Raw genomic sequence first — 15,041 nt, forward strand, 5'->3', positions numbered from 1 at the left:
TCACGCTTGGTCGCGCACAGTGGTGCCCGCTCGCGAAGCCGTTGGTTAACTTCCAGAAAATTCCGGGGAGTTGCCGTTGACGCGGAGGGATCTACGCGCGTCATCATAGAGCCCATGCGAATCCCCCCACGGGTCATCACGCTCGGCGGCACCGCCGCCCTCCTGTCCGCGCTCCTCGTCGGCGCCCCGGTCTCGGCCGCCGTCGCGGTCCCTTCCCCCACCTCCGCGGCGGCGTACGCCTCCTCCCCGGCGTACGCCGCCCCCTCCCCCTACGCGCTGCTCTCCGCGGCGTCGGTCGGCAGCATCTGCTACTCCGACCTGCCGCCCCAGGCGCACGACACGCTCGACCTCATCGACGCGGGGGGCCCGTTCCCCTACTCGCAGGACGGCGTGGTGTTCCAGAACCGCGAGGGCGTCCTGCCCAGCAAGGCCGCCGGCTACTACCACGAGTACACGGTCGTCACGCCGGGCTCCACCACCCGGGGAGCCCGGCGGATCGTCACCGGTTCGGCGGTCCAGGACTACTACACCGCCGACCACTACGTGACCTTCGACCTCGTCGACCACGGCTGCTGACCCTTCGGTCCCGCCGCGTCACCCGGTTCCGGTACGCGCCGCCGCCCCCCACCGGCGGCGCGTACCCCTCAACCCCGCCCTGCGAGCGGGTGTTTCCTCAGGGACGGGGCACGTTGCGCAGGTTCGACCGGGCCATCTGGAGCATCCGGCCCACCCCGCCGTCGAGCACGATCTTCCCGGCGGAGAGCGCGAAGCCGGTCACCATGTCGGCGCTGATCTTCGGCGGAATGGAGAGGGCGTTCGGGTCGGTGACGACGTCCACGAGCGCCGGGCCCTTGTGCTTGAAGGCGTCCCGCAGGGCGCTCTCCAGCTGCTTCGGCTTCTCCACCCGGACGCCGTAGGCGCCGCACGCGCGGGCCACCGCGGCGAAGTCCGGGTTCTTGTTGGTCGTACCGAACGAGGGAAGTCCGGAGACCAGCATCTCCAACTCCACCATGCCGAGCGACGAGTTGTTGAACAGCACGACCTTGACCGGCAGGTTGTACTGGACGAGGGTGAGGAAGTCGCCCATCAGCATGGAGAATCCGCCGTCGCCGGACATCGAGACGACCTGGCGGTTGCGGTCGGTGAACTGGGCGCCGATCGCCTGCGGCAGGGCGTTGGCCATCGAGCCGTGGCTGAACGAACCGATCACCCGCCGCTTGCCGTTGGGCGTGAGGTAGCGCGCCGCCCAGACGTTGCACATGCCGGTGTCGACCGTGAACACCGCGTCCTCGTCGGCGATCTCGTCCAGGACCGAGGCCACGTACTCCGGGTGGATCGGCACGTGCTTCTCGACCTTGCGGGTGTACGCCTTGACCACGCCCTCCAGCGCGTCGGCGTGCTTCTTCAGCATCCGGTCGAGGAACTTGCGGTCGCTCTTCGGCTTCACCCTCGGCGTGAGGCAGCGCAGCGTCTCGCGCACGTCTCCCCAGACCGCCAGATCGAGCTTGGACCGCCGCCCGAGCCGTTCCGGGCGGACGTCGACCTGGACGATCTTCACGTCGGTCGGCAGGAAGGCGTTGTACGGGAAGTCGGTGCCGAGCAGGATCAGCAGATCGCACTCGTTGGTCGCCTCGTACGCGGCGCCGTAGCCGAGCAGCCCACTCATCCCGACGTCGAACGGATTGTCGTACTGGATCCATTCCTTGCCGCGCAGCGCGTGGCCGACCGGCGCCTTCACCTTCTCGGCGAACTCCATCACCTCGGCGTGCGCGCCGGCCGTACCGCTGCCGCAGAACAGGGTCACCCGTTTGGCCTTGTCGACCATCCTGCAGAGCTTGTCGATCTCCTCGTCGCCCGGGCGGACCGTGGGACGCGAGGTGACCAGGGCGTGCTCGACCGACTTCTCGGGCGCGGGCTGGGAGGCGACGTCACCGGGCATGGAGACGACGCTGACGCCGCCCCGGCCGATGGCGTGCTGGATCGCCGTCTGGAGGAGGCGGGGCATCTGCTGCGGGTTGGAGATCATCTCGTTGTAGTGGCTGCACTCCTGGAAGAGCAGCTCCGGATGGGTCTCCTGGAAGAAGCCGAGTCCGATCTCGCCGGAGGGGATGTGCGAGGCGAGGGCGAGCACCGGCGCCATGGAGCGGTGGGCGTCGTACAGCCCGTTGATCAGGTGGAGGTTGCCGGGGCCGCAGGAGCCGGCGCAGGCCGCGAGGCTGCCGGTGATCTGCGCCTCGGCACCGGCCGCGAAGGCGGCGGTCTCCTCGTGCCTGACCTGGATCCACTCGATCCCCGGGTGGCGCCGGACGGCGTCGACGACCGGGTTCAGGCTGTCTCCGACGACGCCGTACAGCCGCTTCACTCCCGCCCGTCCGAGAATGTCGACGAACTGCTCCGACACGTTCTGCTTGGCCATGGGAATGCGCCTCTCTGCCCGTGCTCCGTGCACGATCGGCTGTCCGGGCTGCGGAACCCGAAACTCCCGAACCTCCGGGAATCGCGGCCGGACGGTCTCCGCAGTCCATCAACCCATGGCGGGCGCGGTTACGCCTCCCAGACCGCGGCGGCGGTGCGGTCCTCCGCGTACCCCTCGATCCGGAGGTGGAGGTCCGCCAGGAAGTCGGCGAGGCCGGGCGGGCCCTCGGGAGCCCAGCGCGCGGCGAGCTCCCCGGCGAGAACCGGCTCGGCGCGCATCGGGTCGGCGAGTCCGGGGGAACAGAGCAGCAACGTGTCGCCCGAACGGGCCACGGACGCCCGGAACCTGAAGGGCTCCGGAGGCGGGGGCAGCGGTTCCTCGATGTACGGCCCCGGGGGCGTCGGGATCTGGAGGTCCAGCGTCAGCCGGTCCTCGGCGGTGCCGGGCGGGCCGGACGCGTAGGGCTCGCGCGGCGGCGAGCCGAAGCCGACGACCGCGTCACCGGTGGCCGCTCCGCCCTCGGGGAGGGTGGGTTCGAGGTCCTGCCAGACGCCGTCGCGCAGCCGGAAGAGGCCTCCGCCGCCGACGCCGAAGAACACCCGGGTGCGGCAGCGCGGGTCGGCGGAGAGCAGCAGGCAGCGCAGGTGGACCGTGTGCTCCCGCGGGTCCAGTCCCAGTTCGGTGGCGCGGGACCTGAGCTTGCCGTACGTACGGTCGGTGAGCCGGTGCAGCCCGGACTTCAGCTCGCCCCGGCGCCCGGCCCGGATGTCCTCGGAGAGGCGTGCGTGGCTGCGGCCGACCGCGCCGCCGATCCAGCGGCAGGCGTCCGCCGCCGCGAGGTGAGCCCCTTCGGCGCCCCGGGTGCCCCGGGCGACGGCGACGAGCACGAGACCGCCCTCGCCGCTGCCGAACCGCGCGGTGAGCAGCGCGTCGCTCCGGGGTTCACCGCGGTACCGGGCCGCGTCGCCGCGTACGGAGACGGTACGGAGCGTGTACGTGCCGTACCGGGCGCCGTCGAGGACGGTGTCGGGGACGAGTCCGTCGAGGTTGAGCGGGGTGGTGGCCGGCAGGGTGGCCGGCTCGGGCTCGTAGGCGGGCGGGCGCTCACCGAGGTGGCCCGGAGCGGCCGGCCGGCGCCCGGTGACCGGAAGCGGTGCATCCGCTTCCCGCAGGGCGGGGCCCTTGGCGTGCCTGCCACCGGCCGTGTCGTTCCGTCGCTCCTCCGGGGGCGGAGGCGGCGGGGGTACGGGCACGGCGAAGGTGCGGGGCACAGCCGGCCCGGCGGGCGTCTCCCACGGCGCCGCGAACCGGACGACTCCGGGCGGCGAGGCGGGCGGGCGCTGCGGCGGGGCGGTGTGCTGCGGCGGTGGTCCGGGCACCGGCGAGCGGGGATCGGGCGGGCGTGGCGCGGGCGGGGCGGGCTGTACGGAAGGGCGCGGCGCGGGCGGGTGCGGGCCGGGTGACACCGCGTCGCGCCAGGCGTCCGTGATGACCGTGTCCTCGTGGTCCTGGTCCGCGAGGAGGGCGTCCTCGTCGAGATCGGCGTGGGCGTACGGGTCGGCCGGGTCGTAGGGGCCATTGTCGAGAATCTGGTCGTACGGCCCGGTGTCCGCGGCCTGGTCGTACGGGCCGACGTCGACAGCCTGGTCGTACGGGGCGGTGTCCGCAGTCCGGTCGTACGGGCCGACGTCGACGGCCTGGTCGTACGGCCCGGCCGCTTCGTCGCCGTACGTCGCGCCCCCGCCCCTCGCGCCCTCACCGGTGGCGCCCTGGTCCGTCACACCTTCGCCCGCCGGGCCGTCGGCCGGAACCTGCGGGCCGTCTGCGTGGACCTGCGGGCCGTCGGCCAGGTCCTGCGAGCCGTCGGCCGGGTCCGTCGGCGAACTCACCGCGTCCGCGGCGGAGTCGAAGCGGTCGTCCAGAGTGTCCCGCGCGGCGGCGGGGCCGGTGTCCGGCGCGGCCCCGTCGTAGAGCTTGCGCCACCACTCGTCCTCGTGGTCGGTGGAGTTCTCCCCCTGCTGACTCATGCCCTTATTGTCACCGCGAACGGCGGCCCGAACCGGCACGTCGGGAAAAGACACGGCGATGGCCTTGGGGCCCGCCGGGCTGCCCCACCCCCCACGGGAAGGGCGCCCGGCGGGCCGGTCCGGGCGGCCCGCGCGACTGTTCGGCGCGTGTCCAGGGAAAACACGGAACAGCCCTCGGGTCATGCCACCTTGGCAGGGGGGCCATCGGTACGGGAATGATGGGCACGGCGGGTTTGTGCCGTGGCCGTTTTCCGCCACGGCGGGTCCGCCGGTGCAGGTGGTGCGTGATTCGTGACGCCCGGGGAGGGTCCGAGGAGAATGCTGAGTGCCATAGGTCTCGACGAACGACAGGAAGCGGCCTACCGCGCGCTGGTCGCCCTGGGGGCAGCCGAACTCCCTCATCTCGCCCACCGTTTGGGGCTGCCGGAGGCGGAGACCGAGCGGACGCTGCGCCGGCTGGAGCAGCAGGGGCTGGCCGCACAGTCGTCGGCGCGGTCCGACCGGTGGGTGGCGGCGCCGCCCGGCGTCGCGCTGGGCGCCCTGCTGATCCAGCAGCGGCACGAGCTGGACCAGGCGGAGCTGGCGTCGGCGCTGCTGGCCGCCGAGTACCGTGCCGAGGCGAGCGAGCCGACCGTCCACGACCTGGTGGAGGTGGTGACCGGGGCGAACGCGGTGGCCCAGCGCTTCCACCAGTTGCAGCTGGGGGCGGCGTTCGAGGTCTGCGCGCTGGTGACCGGGAACCCGATCGCGGTGAGCGGCACGGACAACGAGTCGGAGGAGCGGGCGGCGGCGCGCGGGGTCTCGTTCCGCGTGGTCGTCGAGCGCGAGGTGCTGTCGCTGCCTCAGGGCATCCTGGAGCTGTCGGCCGCGCTGGGCCGGGACGAGCAGTGCCGGGTGGTGGAGCGGGTCCCGACGAAGCTGGTGGTCGCGGACCGGGCCCTGGCCATGGTGCCGTTGACCGGCCGGAACGCCGAGCCCGCGGCCCTGGTCGTCCACGCGAGCGGGCTGCTGGAGTCGCTGATGGGGCTGTTCGAGGCCGTCTGGCGCGAGGCGATGCCGCTCCGGCTGGGCGAGCAGGGGTGTCTGAAGGAGGGCGAGAACGGCCCCGACCCGACCGACCTGGAGATCCTGTCGTTGCTGCTCGCGGGGTTGACGGACGCGAGTGTCGCCAAGCAGCTGGAGCTGGGGCTGCGGACCGTGCAGCGCCGGGTGAAGGGGCTCATGGAGCTGACGGGTGTGTCGACCCGGCTCCAGCTCGGCTGGCACGCGTACGAGCGCGGCTGGGTGGCCCGCAGCCACCCCAGGCGTTGACTCCGTACCCGGCCCCGGCCCGCTGCGGCGGGTCCCGGGCCGCGGCTCTCGCCCCGGGACCGGGCGCGCGCCGTCCGACCTGCGCTGACGCGCGGGAACCCGGGGTCTCCGGCAGGCTGGTCAGATGAGTGTGTGGCAGCTCGTCGCCGTGGCCCTGGTGATGCTGCTCGGGCTGGTCGGGGTTCTGGTACCCGGCGTACCGGGCCAGGCGATCGTCTGGGCCGCCGTGCTCTGGTGGGCGCTGACCGACGTGTCGCCGCTCGCCTGGGGGGTGCTGATCGGGTCGACGGCGGTCCTGCTGCTGAACCAGGCACTGAAACCCCTTCTGCCGCCCCGCCGGCCGAGGGAGTCGGGGGCGCCTCGCCGGACCCTGATCATCGGCGGACTGGCCGCCATCGGGGGGTTCTTCGTGCTGCCGGTGGTGGGCGGGGCCCTCGGATACGTCGGCGGTGTCTACGGCGTCGAGCGGCTGCGGCTGGGGTCCCGGAGCGCCGGATGGGCCTCGGTCAGATCGGTGATGCGGGCCACGGGGTACGCGGTGCTGGTGGAGCTGTACGCGTGTCTGCTGGTGGCCGGGGCGTGGCTGGGCGCGGTGGTCCTGGGCTGAGCGCCGGGTGTGCCCGACCGCCCAGGAACGCCCGCGCCCGTCCGCGCACCCGTTCAGTCGCGGCGCCAGCCCTCCGCCTCCACCGTGTCCGTGTCCCCGGCGGCGAGCCTGCCGAAGAGCCGGAGCACGTCCTCGGTGGTGGCCTTCTCGATCACGCCGGGGACGAGCGAGTCGTCCTCCACGTTCTCCCAGAGCAGCAGCCCGCCCGCGTAGGCGGTCAGGGACCAGCCGGACTCGTGGGTGAGCGAGATGTCCGGGTTCTCGCGGTCCGTCTCGCCGAGGGAGGCCACGGCCTCCCGCACGGCGTCGGCGTCGGGCTCCTCGACCGGAGTGCCCGTGATGTCGTACATGAAATAGGTCATGCCACTCATTAGCTCATCACCGCCGCCGGACCGGGGCACCGGCCCGGCGGCGATGAGAGGTGGCGGCCAGGTGGTGTCCGGCGGATCAAGGTCGGACAGGGCGCGGCGTCCGGGGCGGTGTATCGCAAGGCGCCGAAACGTCCTCATCGCGGAGCGATTCGGGCGTTTCGGCAACGCAGCGAGGTGCCGTTCCGGGCGTCGCGACCCCGGCCATGATCCGCCGGCGCACCACCTAGCGGACGCGCCCCCGCTTGGCCTCCATCGAGGCCCGTCCCTCCGCTCCCCTGCGCTTCCACTCGCGCAGGATCTCGGTGCGGACGCGGGCGTCGGTCTTGGCGACGATCCGCTGGTTCTCGCGCAGCAGCTTGCGGTAGCTGTCGAGCCGCCGGGCGGAGAGGGACCCGTCCTCGATGGCGGCACTCACCGCGCAGCCCGGCTCGGAGAGGTGGGCGCAGTCGTGGAAGCGGCAGCGCCCGGCCAGTTCCTCGATCTCCGAGAAGACCTGGCCGACGCCCTGCTCCGCGTCCCAGAGTCCGACCCCGCGCAGCCCGGGGGTGTCGATGAGCACCCCGCCGTGCGGCAGGACCAGCAGATTCCGGGTCGTGGTGGTGTGGCGGCCCTTTCCGTCGACGTCCCGGGTGGCCATCACCTCCATCACGTCCTCGCCGAGCAGGGTGTTGGCGAGGGTCGACTTGCCCGCGCCGGAGATGCCGAGGAGCACGCTCGTGCCGCTGGAGACGAGAGCGGTGAACACGTCGACGCCCTCGCCGGTGTGGGAGCTGACGTTGAGGACCTGCGCGCCGGGTGCCACGGCCGCGACGTCCTCGGTGAGGTGCGCGAGCGTCGCCGCGTCCGGCACCAGGTCCGCCTTGGTCAGGACGACCACGATCTCGGGCTGTCCGCCGGCATCCGCGTCGCCGCCCAGCAGGGCGTCGCCGCTGGAGCTGGAGTGGGCGAGCGCGAGGAACCGTTCGAGCCGGCCGAGGTCGAGTTCGACCGCGAGGGACACGCAGATGACGATGTGGTCGATGTTGGTGGCGAGCACCTGCCCCTCGGAGCGCTGCGAGGAGGTCGACCGTACGAAGGCCGTACGCCGCGGCAGCAGCGTACGGACGAACAGCGGGTCACCGTCGGGGTCGACGGCCACCCAGTCCCCGGTGCAGACGATCCGCATCGGGTCGCGGGGCACGACGAAGGCGGTGTCCGCCCGCAGCGTGCCGGAGGGAGTGATCACGTCGCACTGGCCCCGGTCCACCCGCACCACACGACCGGGCAGGAGTCCCTGCGCGGCGTACGGGGCGAAGGCGGTGGCCCAGTCGTCGTCCCAGCCGTAGGGCGTGAGGGGGTGCGACGGGGCCGGGAGGCCGGAGAGAGCGGTGAGGGAGGAGAAAGACAAGGGGAAACCCTTCACAGGGTGGCCCCGGCAGCGCGCGCTTCGGCGCGGAGAGAGGTGAAGGTCAGCCGGTGGCCACAGGGGGGAGAACAGAGCTCGTCCGATTGCGGGCAGCGCCCGTCGCCATGACAGTCATCAATGTCCTCACCTCCTGGTTCCTCGCCGGTGGCCGTTCGCCGACTCGGCGTCCCGTGCGATGTCGCAGGGGAACGGTGTCCACCCTAGCCAGTCGCCCCCGGCGCCCGTCAACGCAATTACCGGGGGCCTCCGCACGCGTGCCGGGCGTCGCCGGACAGGCGGGACTCTCGACACACGGCCCAGCCGGCCGCAACCGTGCGCGCTTCCGCGACCCCGCGCCGGAGTTACGCGTAAATCTCCCTCGTTCAGGTGATAAGCGTGCACAACACCCGCTCCGCCACGGTTAGGGTGCCGAGCATGACCTCATCCCAGACGTCCACCTACCCCTACTCCCCTGCCCAGTTGGGCACCCAGATCGTGATCGGATGGAGCGGCCGGAACCCGGAGAGCGGGCACGATGTCGCCTTCCTTCTGACCTACTCCCTCGGGGACGGACGGGACGGTCCGGTGGTCGGCGAGGCCTCCATGCGGACGGCGCTCGAACGGGCCGGACTCCAGGTCGGCGGCGGCGTCGCGAACGCGGCCGAGCAGCCCGGAATCCAGGTCAAGCTCCTCGTCCAGTCCGGGCAGGCCGTCCTGACCCTCCCCCACTTCACCGCGCAGTACCCGGCACCCGCCGAGTGGCTGGCCGCCGCCGCGGACCAGGGCCAGGTGTACGGCATGTTCGCGACCCGCCCCTGGCCCGAGGCGGTGCCCGGACGGCCGGTGTCCGAGGACCAGTTGCGCGCGTACGCCGCGAACCCCGAGATCGTCGCCACGTCCGCCCACTGCCTGATGCCGGTGCGCGCGCTCGGCTGATCGCTCCGCCTGCTCCTCCACCCCTCCGGACACGACGATGCCCACCACCCCCCGTGGGGTGGTGGGCATCGTCACGAGCGGTGCCTCACCTGCGGGCGCGGGCGGCGACGAGGAGATCCCCGCCGTCCGCCCGGCCGCGCGCGGGTCAGTTGTTGCCGGCGCCGTTGCCCGAGAGGACCGGGATGTCGTCCAGGACGTGCGACAGCGGCTCGTCGCCCTTGGCCTGCGTGGAGTTGTCCGCGCACTGCTGGTTCTGCGGGTTGGACAGGACGTTGACGTCCTGGACCGTGATCGGGATGAGCCCGATCAGCGAGCCCACGTTGGCCTTGACCGGCACACCGAGGCACAGGTCGTTCAGCGTGCCCTGGATGAGCTGGTTCTGGGGGCTGAAGGCGCCGTTGGTCTCGCTGTTGCCGACCTCCGACTCGGCGCCGTTCCCGTTGACCGTCGTGGTGCCGCCGTCGTTGCCGATCGCCAGGGCCATCGGGGCCGCGGCGACGGACAGACCGATCAGGGACACAGCCATTGCCGCGCCGGTCATCATCTTCTTCATCACGCTTCACCTTTCGGAGCGTTCCGTTGTGGAACGTATTGATCAACCCCGTGCCGCAGATTCGGTTGCGCACCACCACTCAAATGGGTTTGATCTGGCGTGAAATAGACGCCTTTGGTCTACTGTTCGGGCGATTTGCGATGATCTCGCGCTGCCGGAACACGGGGAGTCGCGGGCACGGGCTCGGATCGTCGGTTCGCTGCCTGCCACTCGGCGAACAGCCGGTCGTAGATGGGGGTGTCGCTCTCCGCAGGCGACTGCCCGTGCGGCGGATTCTGACTGTCGTACTGGTCCATGGGAGAGCCCTACCCGCACCCGGCCGTAGCGGCGGCCGAACTGCGGCATCCGGCCCAACGGCCTACCGGGGGAGGTCAGGAGCCGAACCCGCCCCACGCGTGCGGCGGGGCGGGGCAGGGCGCCGACACGAACCGCGGGGACGACGAAGGGCCTGCCCCGCCGCACGCCCGAAGAATCGGTCGTACGGGGAACAGGCCCCGCCCGGTCGGGTGCTGGCGCAACCGACGGGTGTGGGGAGGTGCCGTCGCGGCACCTCCCCGCACCTTGCGCGTCAGCTGTTGCCGACGCCGTTGCCCGAGAGGATCGGGAGACCGTCCAGGATGTGCGACAGCGCCTCGTCGCCCTTCGCCTGGGTGGAGTTCTCGGTGCACTGCTGGTTCTGCGGCGAGGACAGCACGTTGATGTCCTGGACGGTGATCGGGACCAGGCCGATGAGCGAACCGAGGTTGGCCTTGGCCGGCAGCGCGATGCAGGGCTTGTTCAGCGAGCCCTGGATGAGCGCGAACTGCGGGCTCCAGTCGCCGTGGGTGGCGGAGTTGCCGTAGGACTGCACGGCGCCGTTGCCGTTGACGGAGGTGGTGCCGCCGTCGTTGCCGATGGCCATGGCGGACGGCGCGAACGCGGCGGAGACGCCGACGACGGACGCCGCGACGGCGGCGGAGGTCATAATCTTCTTGAACATGGAAATGCCCTTCTCGAAATGTCTACGTGCCCGCCTGTCCGGAGCGATCTGATCAACTCCCGGATGCGGGATTGGTTGCGGCGTTTCACTCAAATGGTGTTTCGCCACCGGGATTCGAACTTCGGCCCCGAAGCCGTACCCAGCACCTTTCCGCCCGCACGGACCGCGGGAAAGGCGGGCGCAGGCGACCTGGCGTCAGCCGCCGAGCGAGAGTCCGCCCAGGAGGGGCGTCGCGCCCTTGGCGGCGCTCTTCGCCTCACCGGCGAGCTTGCCGACGGTGCCGTCCTTCTTCATCGTCTCGGTCGCGCCGTCCACGGTGCCGCCGAGCGCGTCGACGACCTGCGGAGCGTTGTCCATGACCTGGTTCAGGCCGGTGTCGAGACTGAATACGGGGGCGGTGGGGGCTGCCGCGACGGCGAACGCGGGGGCGGCCGTTCCGAGGGCGACCACCGAACCGGCAAGGAACGCGGCGCTCTTCGCGTACTTCACTTTCAGCTTCCCTTCTGGAGCGGCAGCCGTATCGGCCGCTCAGGGCGACCGCACACAAGCCTTGTTTGGTTGTGACTCCTGCCGCTTGCACCAGAACAACGATCCCGGCCCGTACCGGGAAACTGCGTGCGGCGGGAATTTTCCGGACGTTCCCCGGAGCCCGTTCCATGGCTCACGGGGCCGTTCTCCCCGCGAAAAGGCGAAGGCCCCGGGTCGCCGAGGCGATCCGGGGCCGACCATGAGTGAGCTCGGCTCACCCGGTCTTTTTTCAGGCGTTGACGCAGGTGTTGCCGAAGGCCGGGTTCAGCAGGCCGATCACGTTGATCGTGTTACCGCAGAGGTTGATCGGAATGTGGACCGGAACCTGGATGACGTTCCCGGAGAGAACGCCCGGGGAACCGGCGGCGACGCCATTGGCACCGGCGTCGGCCATGGCGGGGGCGGCGGCACCCAGCGCCATCAGGGTTCCGGCGGCAACGGCGGCAACCTTGGTGTACTTCATTTTCATCCCTTTCTCGCGGCGGAGTCCGAGGCGGTCACGCATTTCGTGCCGCACGAGCGCTCTGTCGATCGCTCGCAACTCCGACGCTTTCCTTCATAACGAGGAGCGGGCGGAATCGAAACTCTCACAGGAGAGATTTTCTGGAAATCCACCCGCATGGTGCGATGATCCGACGGATTCCGGCGCCGCGACAGGCACGCGGGTACGGACGGGCCGTCACGAACACTGCCGCGGAGACGACAGCGGACGGGCCCGGGCCGGACGGGGAGGAAGGCCGTCGACCCGGGCCCTGCGGTGCGCGTGGATCAGTTGTTGGCGGCGCCGTTGCCGGAGAGGATCGGGATGTCGTCCAGGATGTGCGACAGCGCCTCGTCGCCCTTCGCCTGGGTCGAGTTCTCGGTGCACTGCTGGTTCTGCGGCGAGGACAGCACGTTGACGTCCTGGACCGAGATCGGGATGGCGCCGATGAGCGAACCGAGGTTGGCCTTGAGCGGCAGCCCGACACAGGGCTTGTTCAGCGACCCCTGGACCAGACCGAACTGCGGGCTCCAGTCGCCATTGGTCTCGGCGTTGCCGTAGGACTGCCGGGCACCGTTGCCGTTGACCGAGGTCGTGCCGCCGTCGTTGCCGATGGCCATGGCCTGCGTGGCCCCGAGACCGAGGATGGAAGCGGCGACGGCACCCGTTGCCAGAACCTTCTTGATCACGATTAACCCTTCTCGTACTCGTTGCCCCGTGGAGGAGCGGCCTGATCAACTCGTTACTCACGCTTTGGTTCTCCGGGTTCACCCGATTGCCGGGCAGTCCCCTCGCCCACCTGCGTAAACCCGGGAATCACTGCCCGTCCGAGTGGATACCCGACCGCACGTACGAGCCCGTGCGACGCCTGCGCGGGCCCTGTTGTCGCGGTTCGTCCGCACTCCCGAGCGCGCTCGACACCCGCCGGAATTCCGATGCATTCGTCACGTAAATTGCGCCGCGACACACCCACCCGTGCCGGCCGCCGCGGCAGTTGAAGGAACGCCCCCGGGAGCGCGCGTCCACCGCGCCTCCACCGGCGGGGTGTTGACGCAACCTTTCTTCGGACAGTGCGTCATTCATTGCATTCCCGTGTAACCCGTTCGAGTGAGAAAAACTTTCCCGCAAAAGTCCGAGTTTCCATCGCGGGCGCGTTTCGTTAGGGCTGTTATCCAGCGCGCACGTGGGACGTCTACCCCGCCAAGGTCTCCGGCCCCGGTCGCACAGTGAAGCCCGTCCGGCATTCCTCGGACGAGTCCACTCATACGGAAATTTCCAAGGAAGAGCAGGAAATGCGACAGGTTCTGAAGAAAAACACGCTGCTCATCGCCGCCGCCACGGGGCTCCTCTCCGTCGCCGGGGGCCAGGCGTACGCCGACGCCGGCGCGTCCGGCGCGGCGGTCGGCTCCCCCGGGGTCGGCTCGGGAAACGTGGCGCAGGTCCCCGTCCACGTCCCGGTCAACCTGTGCGGCAACACGGTGAACGTCATCGCGCTGCTGAACCCGGCCTTCGGCAACACCTGCGTCAACGCGGACACCCCGGGCCAGCCTCCGGTGGATCTGCCGCCCGTCGACCAGCCTCCGGTCGACCTGCCTCCGGTGGACCTGCCGCCCGTGGACCAGCCGCCGGTCGATGAGCCCCCGGTGGACCAGCCGCCCGTCGACCAGCCCCCGGTGGACCAGCCGCCCGTCGACCAGCCCCCGGTGAACCAGCCGCCCACCGACCAGCCCCCGGTGGACCAGCCCCCCACCGCTCAGCCGCCCGCCGACCAGCCGCCGTCGGACGAGCCCCCGGCGGAGGAGCCCCCGGCCGACCAGCCGCCGTCGGGTACGCCCGTCGCACCGGCTCCGCCGGAGCTGGCCGAGACCGGTGCGGCCGGTACGGGTCTGGCCGCCGGTACCAGTGCCGCGATGCTGCTCGGCGGGGTGCTGCTGATGCGCCGCGCCCGGGACGCACGCAACTGACGTACGGCGTACGGTGAGGCCCGGCCGGGGAGTGTCCGCTCCCCGGCCGGGCCTTCCGTCGTACCGGCCGCGCGTTCCGTCGTACCGGCCGCGCCTTCCGGCTCGTCGTCGCACCCCTTCCGGCGCCTCCGGTGCGGGCGGTCAGCCGGTGACGCGCTCGAAGATCGCGGCGAGGCCCTGGCCGCCGCCGATGCACATCGTCTCCAGGCCGTAGCGGGCCCCGGAACGGTGCATTTCCCGGCTGAGGGTGGCCAGGATGCGGGCGCCGGTGGCGCCGACGGGGTGGCCGAGGGAGATGCCGGAACCGTTGACGTTGATGCGCTGCTCGTGGTCCTTCTCGCCGAGGCCCAACTCGCGTGTGCAGGCGAGGACCTGGGCGGCGAACGCCTCGTTGATCTCGATGAGGTCGAGGTCGGCGAGGGTGAGCCCGGCACGCTCCAGCGCCGTCCGGGTCGCGGGCACCGGGCCGATGCCCATGGTAGAGGCGGGAACACCGGCGCGGGCGAAGGAGACCAGCCGCACCAGCGGGGTCAGGCCCAGGCGTTCGGCGGTCGCGGCGCTGGTGACCAGGCAGGCGGCAGCGGCGTCGTTCTGGCCGCTGGCGTTCCCGGCGGTGACCGTCGCCTCCGGGTCGGACTTCCCCATCACCGGTCGCAGCCGGGCCAGTTGTTCGGCGGTGGTGTCGGGGCGGGGGTGCTCGTCGGCGGTCACGGTCAGCTCGCCCTTGCGGGTCCGGACGGTGACGGGGACGATCTCCGCGTCGTAGCGGCCCTCGGCGGCGGCACGGGCGGCGCGCTGCTGGGAGCGCAGGGCGAGCGCGTCCTGGTCCTCGCGGCTGATCCCGTACGTCCGCCGCAGGTTCTCGGCCGTCTCGATCATGCCGCCGGGGACGGGGTGGCGGAAGCCGCCGGCGGTGGCCCGTCCGCGCGCGAGGGAGTCGTGGAGCTGGAGGCCGGGGCCCTTGATGCCCCAGCGCCCGTCATGGGTGTAGTAGGGGGCGGCGCTCATGACGTCGACCCCGCCCGCGATCACGACCTCGCTGAAGCCCGCGCGGATCTGCATCGCCGCGTCCAGGACGGCTTGCAGGCCCGAGCCGCAGCGCCGGTCGATCTGCGTACCCGTGACAGTGACGGGGAGCCCCGCGTCGAGTGCGGCGACGCGGCCGATGGCGGGTGCCTCGGAGGTCGGGTAGGAGTGGCCGAGGACGACCTCGTCGATCCGCTCCGGGTCGACGCCGGTACGCGCGACGATCTCGGAGACGAGGCGGGCGGCGAGGGTGGCGGGGGCCGACTGCGCGAAGGAGCCGCCGAAACGGCCGATCGGGGTGCGCAGCGGTTCGCAGACGACGACGTCGAGCGGGTCAGTCACGGTGGGACCTCTCTAGGGCGTGTGTCGAAAGTGGCGCCGTCCGCCCGGAGGGCGGGTCCGGCGGCGTCCGGTGCGTGCGATCGCAAGGCGGAGGGCCGCCCCGATACTGGATGTAT

At 71.5% G+C, this 15,041-nt stretch carries 15 protein-coding genes; 5 read left to right on the forward strand and 10 right to left on the reverse strand.

Annotated features, from left to right (window positions below):
* Positions 1-114 precede the first annotated feature (114 nt).
* Complete coding sequence (locus ACWCWD_RS25785; RefSeq protein ID WP_450776076.1) at positions 115-576, forward strand: ribonuclease domain-containing protein; 462 nt, start codon at positions 115-117, stop codon at positions 574-576.
* Positions 577-673: 97 nt separating this feature from the next.
* On the opposite strand, the gene ACWCWD_RS25790 is transcribed toward ACWCWD_RS25785, so the two are convergent.
* On the reverse strand, positions 674-2,416 hold the full coding sequence (locus tag ACWCWD_RS25790; protein ID WP_450776078.1) for a pyruvate dehydrogenase: 1,743 nt from the start codon (positions 2,414-2,416) through the stop codon (positions 674-676).
* 128 nt (positions 2,417-2,544) lie between these two features.
* The gene (locus ACWCWD_RS25795) at positions 2,545-4,443 is read right to left on the reverse strand and encodes a protein phosphatase 2C domain-containing protein (RefSeq protein WP_450776080.1); all 1,899 of its coding nucleotides are present in this window, start codon (positions 4,441-4,443) and stop codon (positions 2,545-2,547) included.
* Between the two features lie 318 nt (positions 4,444-4,761).
* Between ACWCWD_RS25795 and ACWCWD_RS25800 the strand changes: the two genes are divergently transcribed.
* Together ACWCWD_RS25800 and ACWCWD_RS25805 are read left to right on the forward strand one after the other, a co-directional pair.
* On the forward strand, positions 4,762-5,754 hold the full coding sequence (locus ACWCWD_RS25800) for a helix-turn-helix domain-containing protein (protein WP_450776082.1): 993 nt from the start codon (positions 4,762-4,764) through the stop codon (positions 5,752-5,754).
* A 124-nt stretch (positions 5,755-5,878) separates the two neighbouring features.
* A complete protein-coding gene (locus tag ACWCWD_RS25805) occupies positions 5,879-6,361 on the forward strand; it encodes a DUF456 domain-containing protein (RefSeq protein ID WP_450776084.1) in 483 nt (160 codons plus the stop codon).
* A gap of 53 nt (positions 6,362-6,414) precedes the next feature.
* Here the strand turns inward: ACWCWD_RS25805 and ACWCWD_RS25810 are convergent, their stop codons facing one another.
* Both ACWCWD_RS25810 and rsgA read right to left on the reverse strand, forming a co-directional pair.
* Positions 6,415-6,723 carry a hypothetical protein gene (locus ACWCWD_RS25810; RefSeq protein WP_390957579.1) on the reverse strand — a complete coding sequence of 103 codons (309 nt, stop codon included), beginning with the start codon at positions 6,721-6,723 and terminating at the stop codon, positions 6,415-6,417.
* Between the two features lie 232 nt (positions 6,724-6,955).
* Positions 6,956-8,119, reverse strand: a complete 1,164-nt coding sequence (gene rsgA, locus ACWCWD_RS25815; protein ID WP_450776086.1) for a ribosome small subunit-dependent GTPase A — start codon at positions 8,117-8,119, stop codon at positions 6,956-6,958.
* Between the two features lie 432 nt (positions 8,120-8,551).
* Between rsgA and ACWCWD_RS25820 the strand changes: the two genes are divergently transcribed.
* A complete protein-coding gene (locus ACWCWD_RS25820) occupies positions 8,552-9,052 on the forward strand; it encodes a DUF5949 family protein (protein ID WP_450776088.1) in 501 nt (166 codons plus the stop codon).
* A 145-nt stretch (positions 9,053-9,197) separates the two neighbouring features.
* On the opposite strand, the gene ACWCWD_RS25825 is transcribed toward ACWCWD_RS25820, so the two are convergent.
* From ACWCWD_RS25825 to ACWCWD_RS25845, 5 genes are all read right to left on the reverse strand, one after another.
* Entirely contained in the window at positions 9,198-9,605 is a 408-nt protein-coding gene (locus ACWCWD_RS25825) for a rodlin (RefSeq protein WP_386892168.1), read from the reverse strand.
* Positions 9,606-10,173: 568 nt separating this feature from the next.
* A complete protein-coding gene (locus ACWCWD_RS25830) occupies positions 10,174-10,584 on the reverse strand; it encodes a rodlin (protein ID WP_390957587.1) in 411 nt (136 codons plus the stop codon).
* Between the two features lie 195 nt (positions 10,585-10,779).
* On the reverse strand, positions 10,780-11,073 hold the full coding sequence (locus tag ACWCWD_RS25835; RefSeq protein WP_390957589.1) for a hypothetical protein: 294 nt from the start codon (positions 11,071-11,073) through the stop codon (positions 10,780-10,782).
* A 268-nt stretch (positions 11,074-11,341) separates the two neighbouring features.
* On the reverse strand, positions 11,342-11,575 hold the full coding sequence (locus ACWCWD_RS25840) for a chaplin (protein WP_450776121.1): 234 nt from the start codon (positions 11,573-11,575) through the stop codon (positions 11,342-11,344).
* 305 nt (positions 11,576-11,880) lie between these two features.
* Positions 11,881-12,282 (reverse strand): rodlin, encoded by a 402-nt coding sequence (locus tag ACWCWD_RS25845; RefSeq protein WP_450776091.1) that lies wholly within the window; start codon positions 12,280-12,282, stop codon positions 11,881-11,883.
* Between the two features lie 603 nt (positions 12,283-12,885).
* Here ACWCWD_RS25845 and ACWCWD_RS25850 point away from each other — a divergent pair.
* The gene (locus tag ACWCWD_RS25850) at positions 12,886-13,557 is read left to right on the forward strand and encodes a chaplin family protein (protein ID WP_450776093.1); all 672 of its coding nucleotides are present in this window, start codon (positions 12,886-12,888) and stop codon (positions 13,555-13,557) included.
* Between the two features lie 141 nt (positions 13,558-13,698).
* Here the strand turns inward: ACWCWD_RS25850 and ACWCWD_RS25855 are convergent, their stop codons facing one another.
* Positions 13,699-14,925: an acetyl-CoA C-acetyltransferase gene (locus ACWCWD_RS25855; protein ID WP_450776095.1), complete on the reverse strand. Its 1,227-nt coding sequence runs from the start codon at positions 14,923-14,925 to the stop codon at positions 13,699-13,701.
* Positions 14,926-15,041: the final 116 nt, after the last annotated feature.

The organism is Streptomyces sp. NPDC001493, from assembly GCF_053597235.1.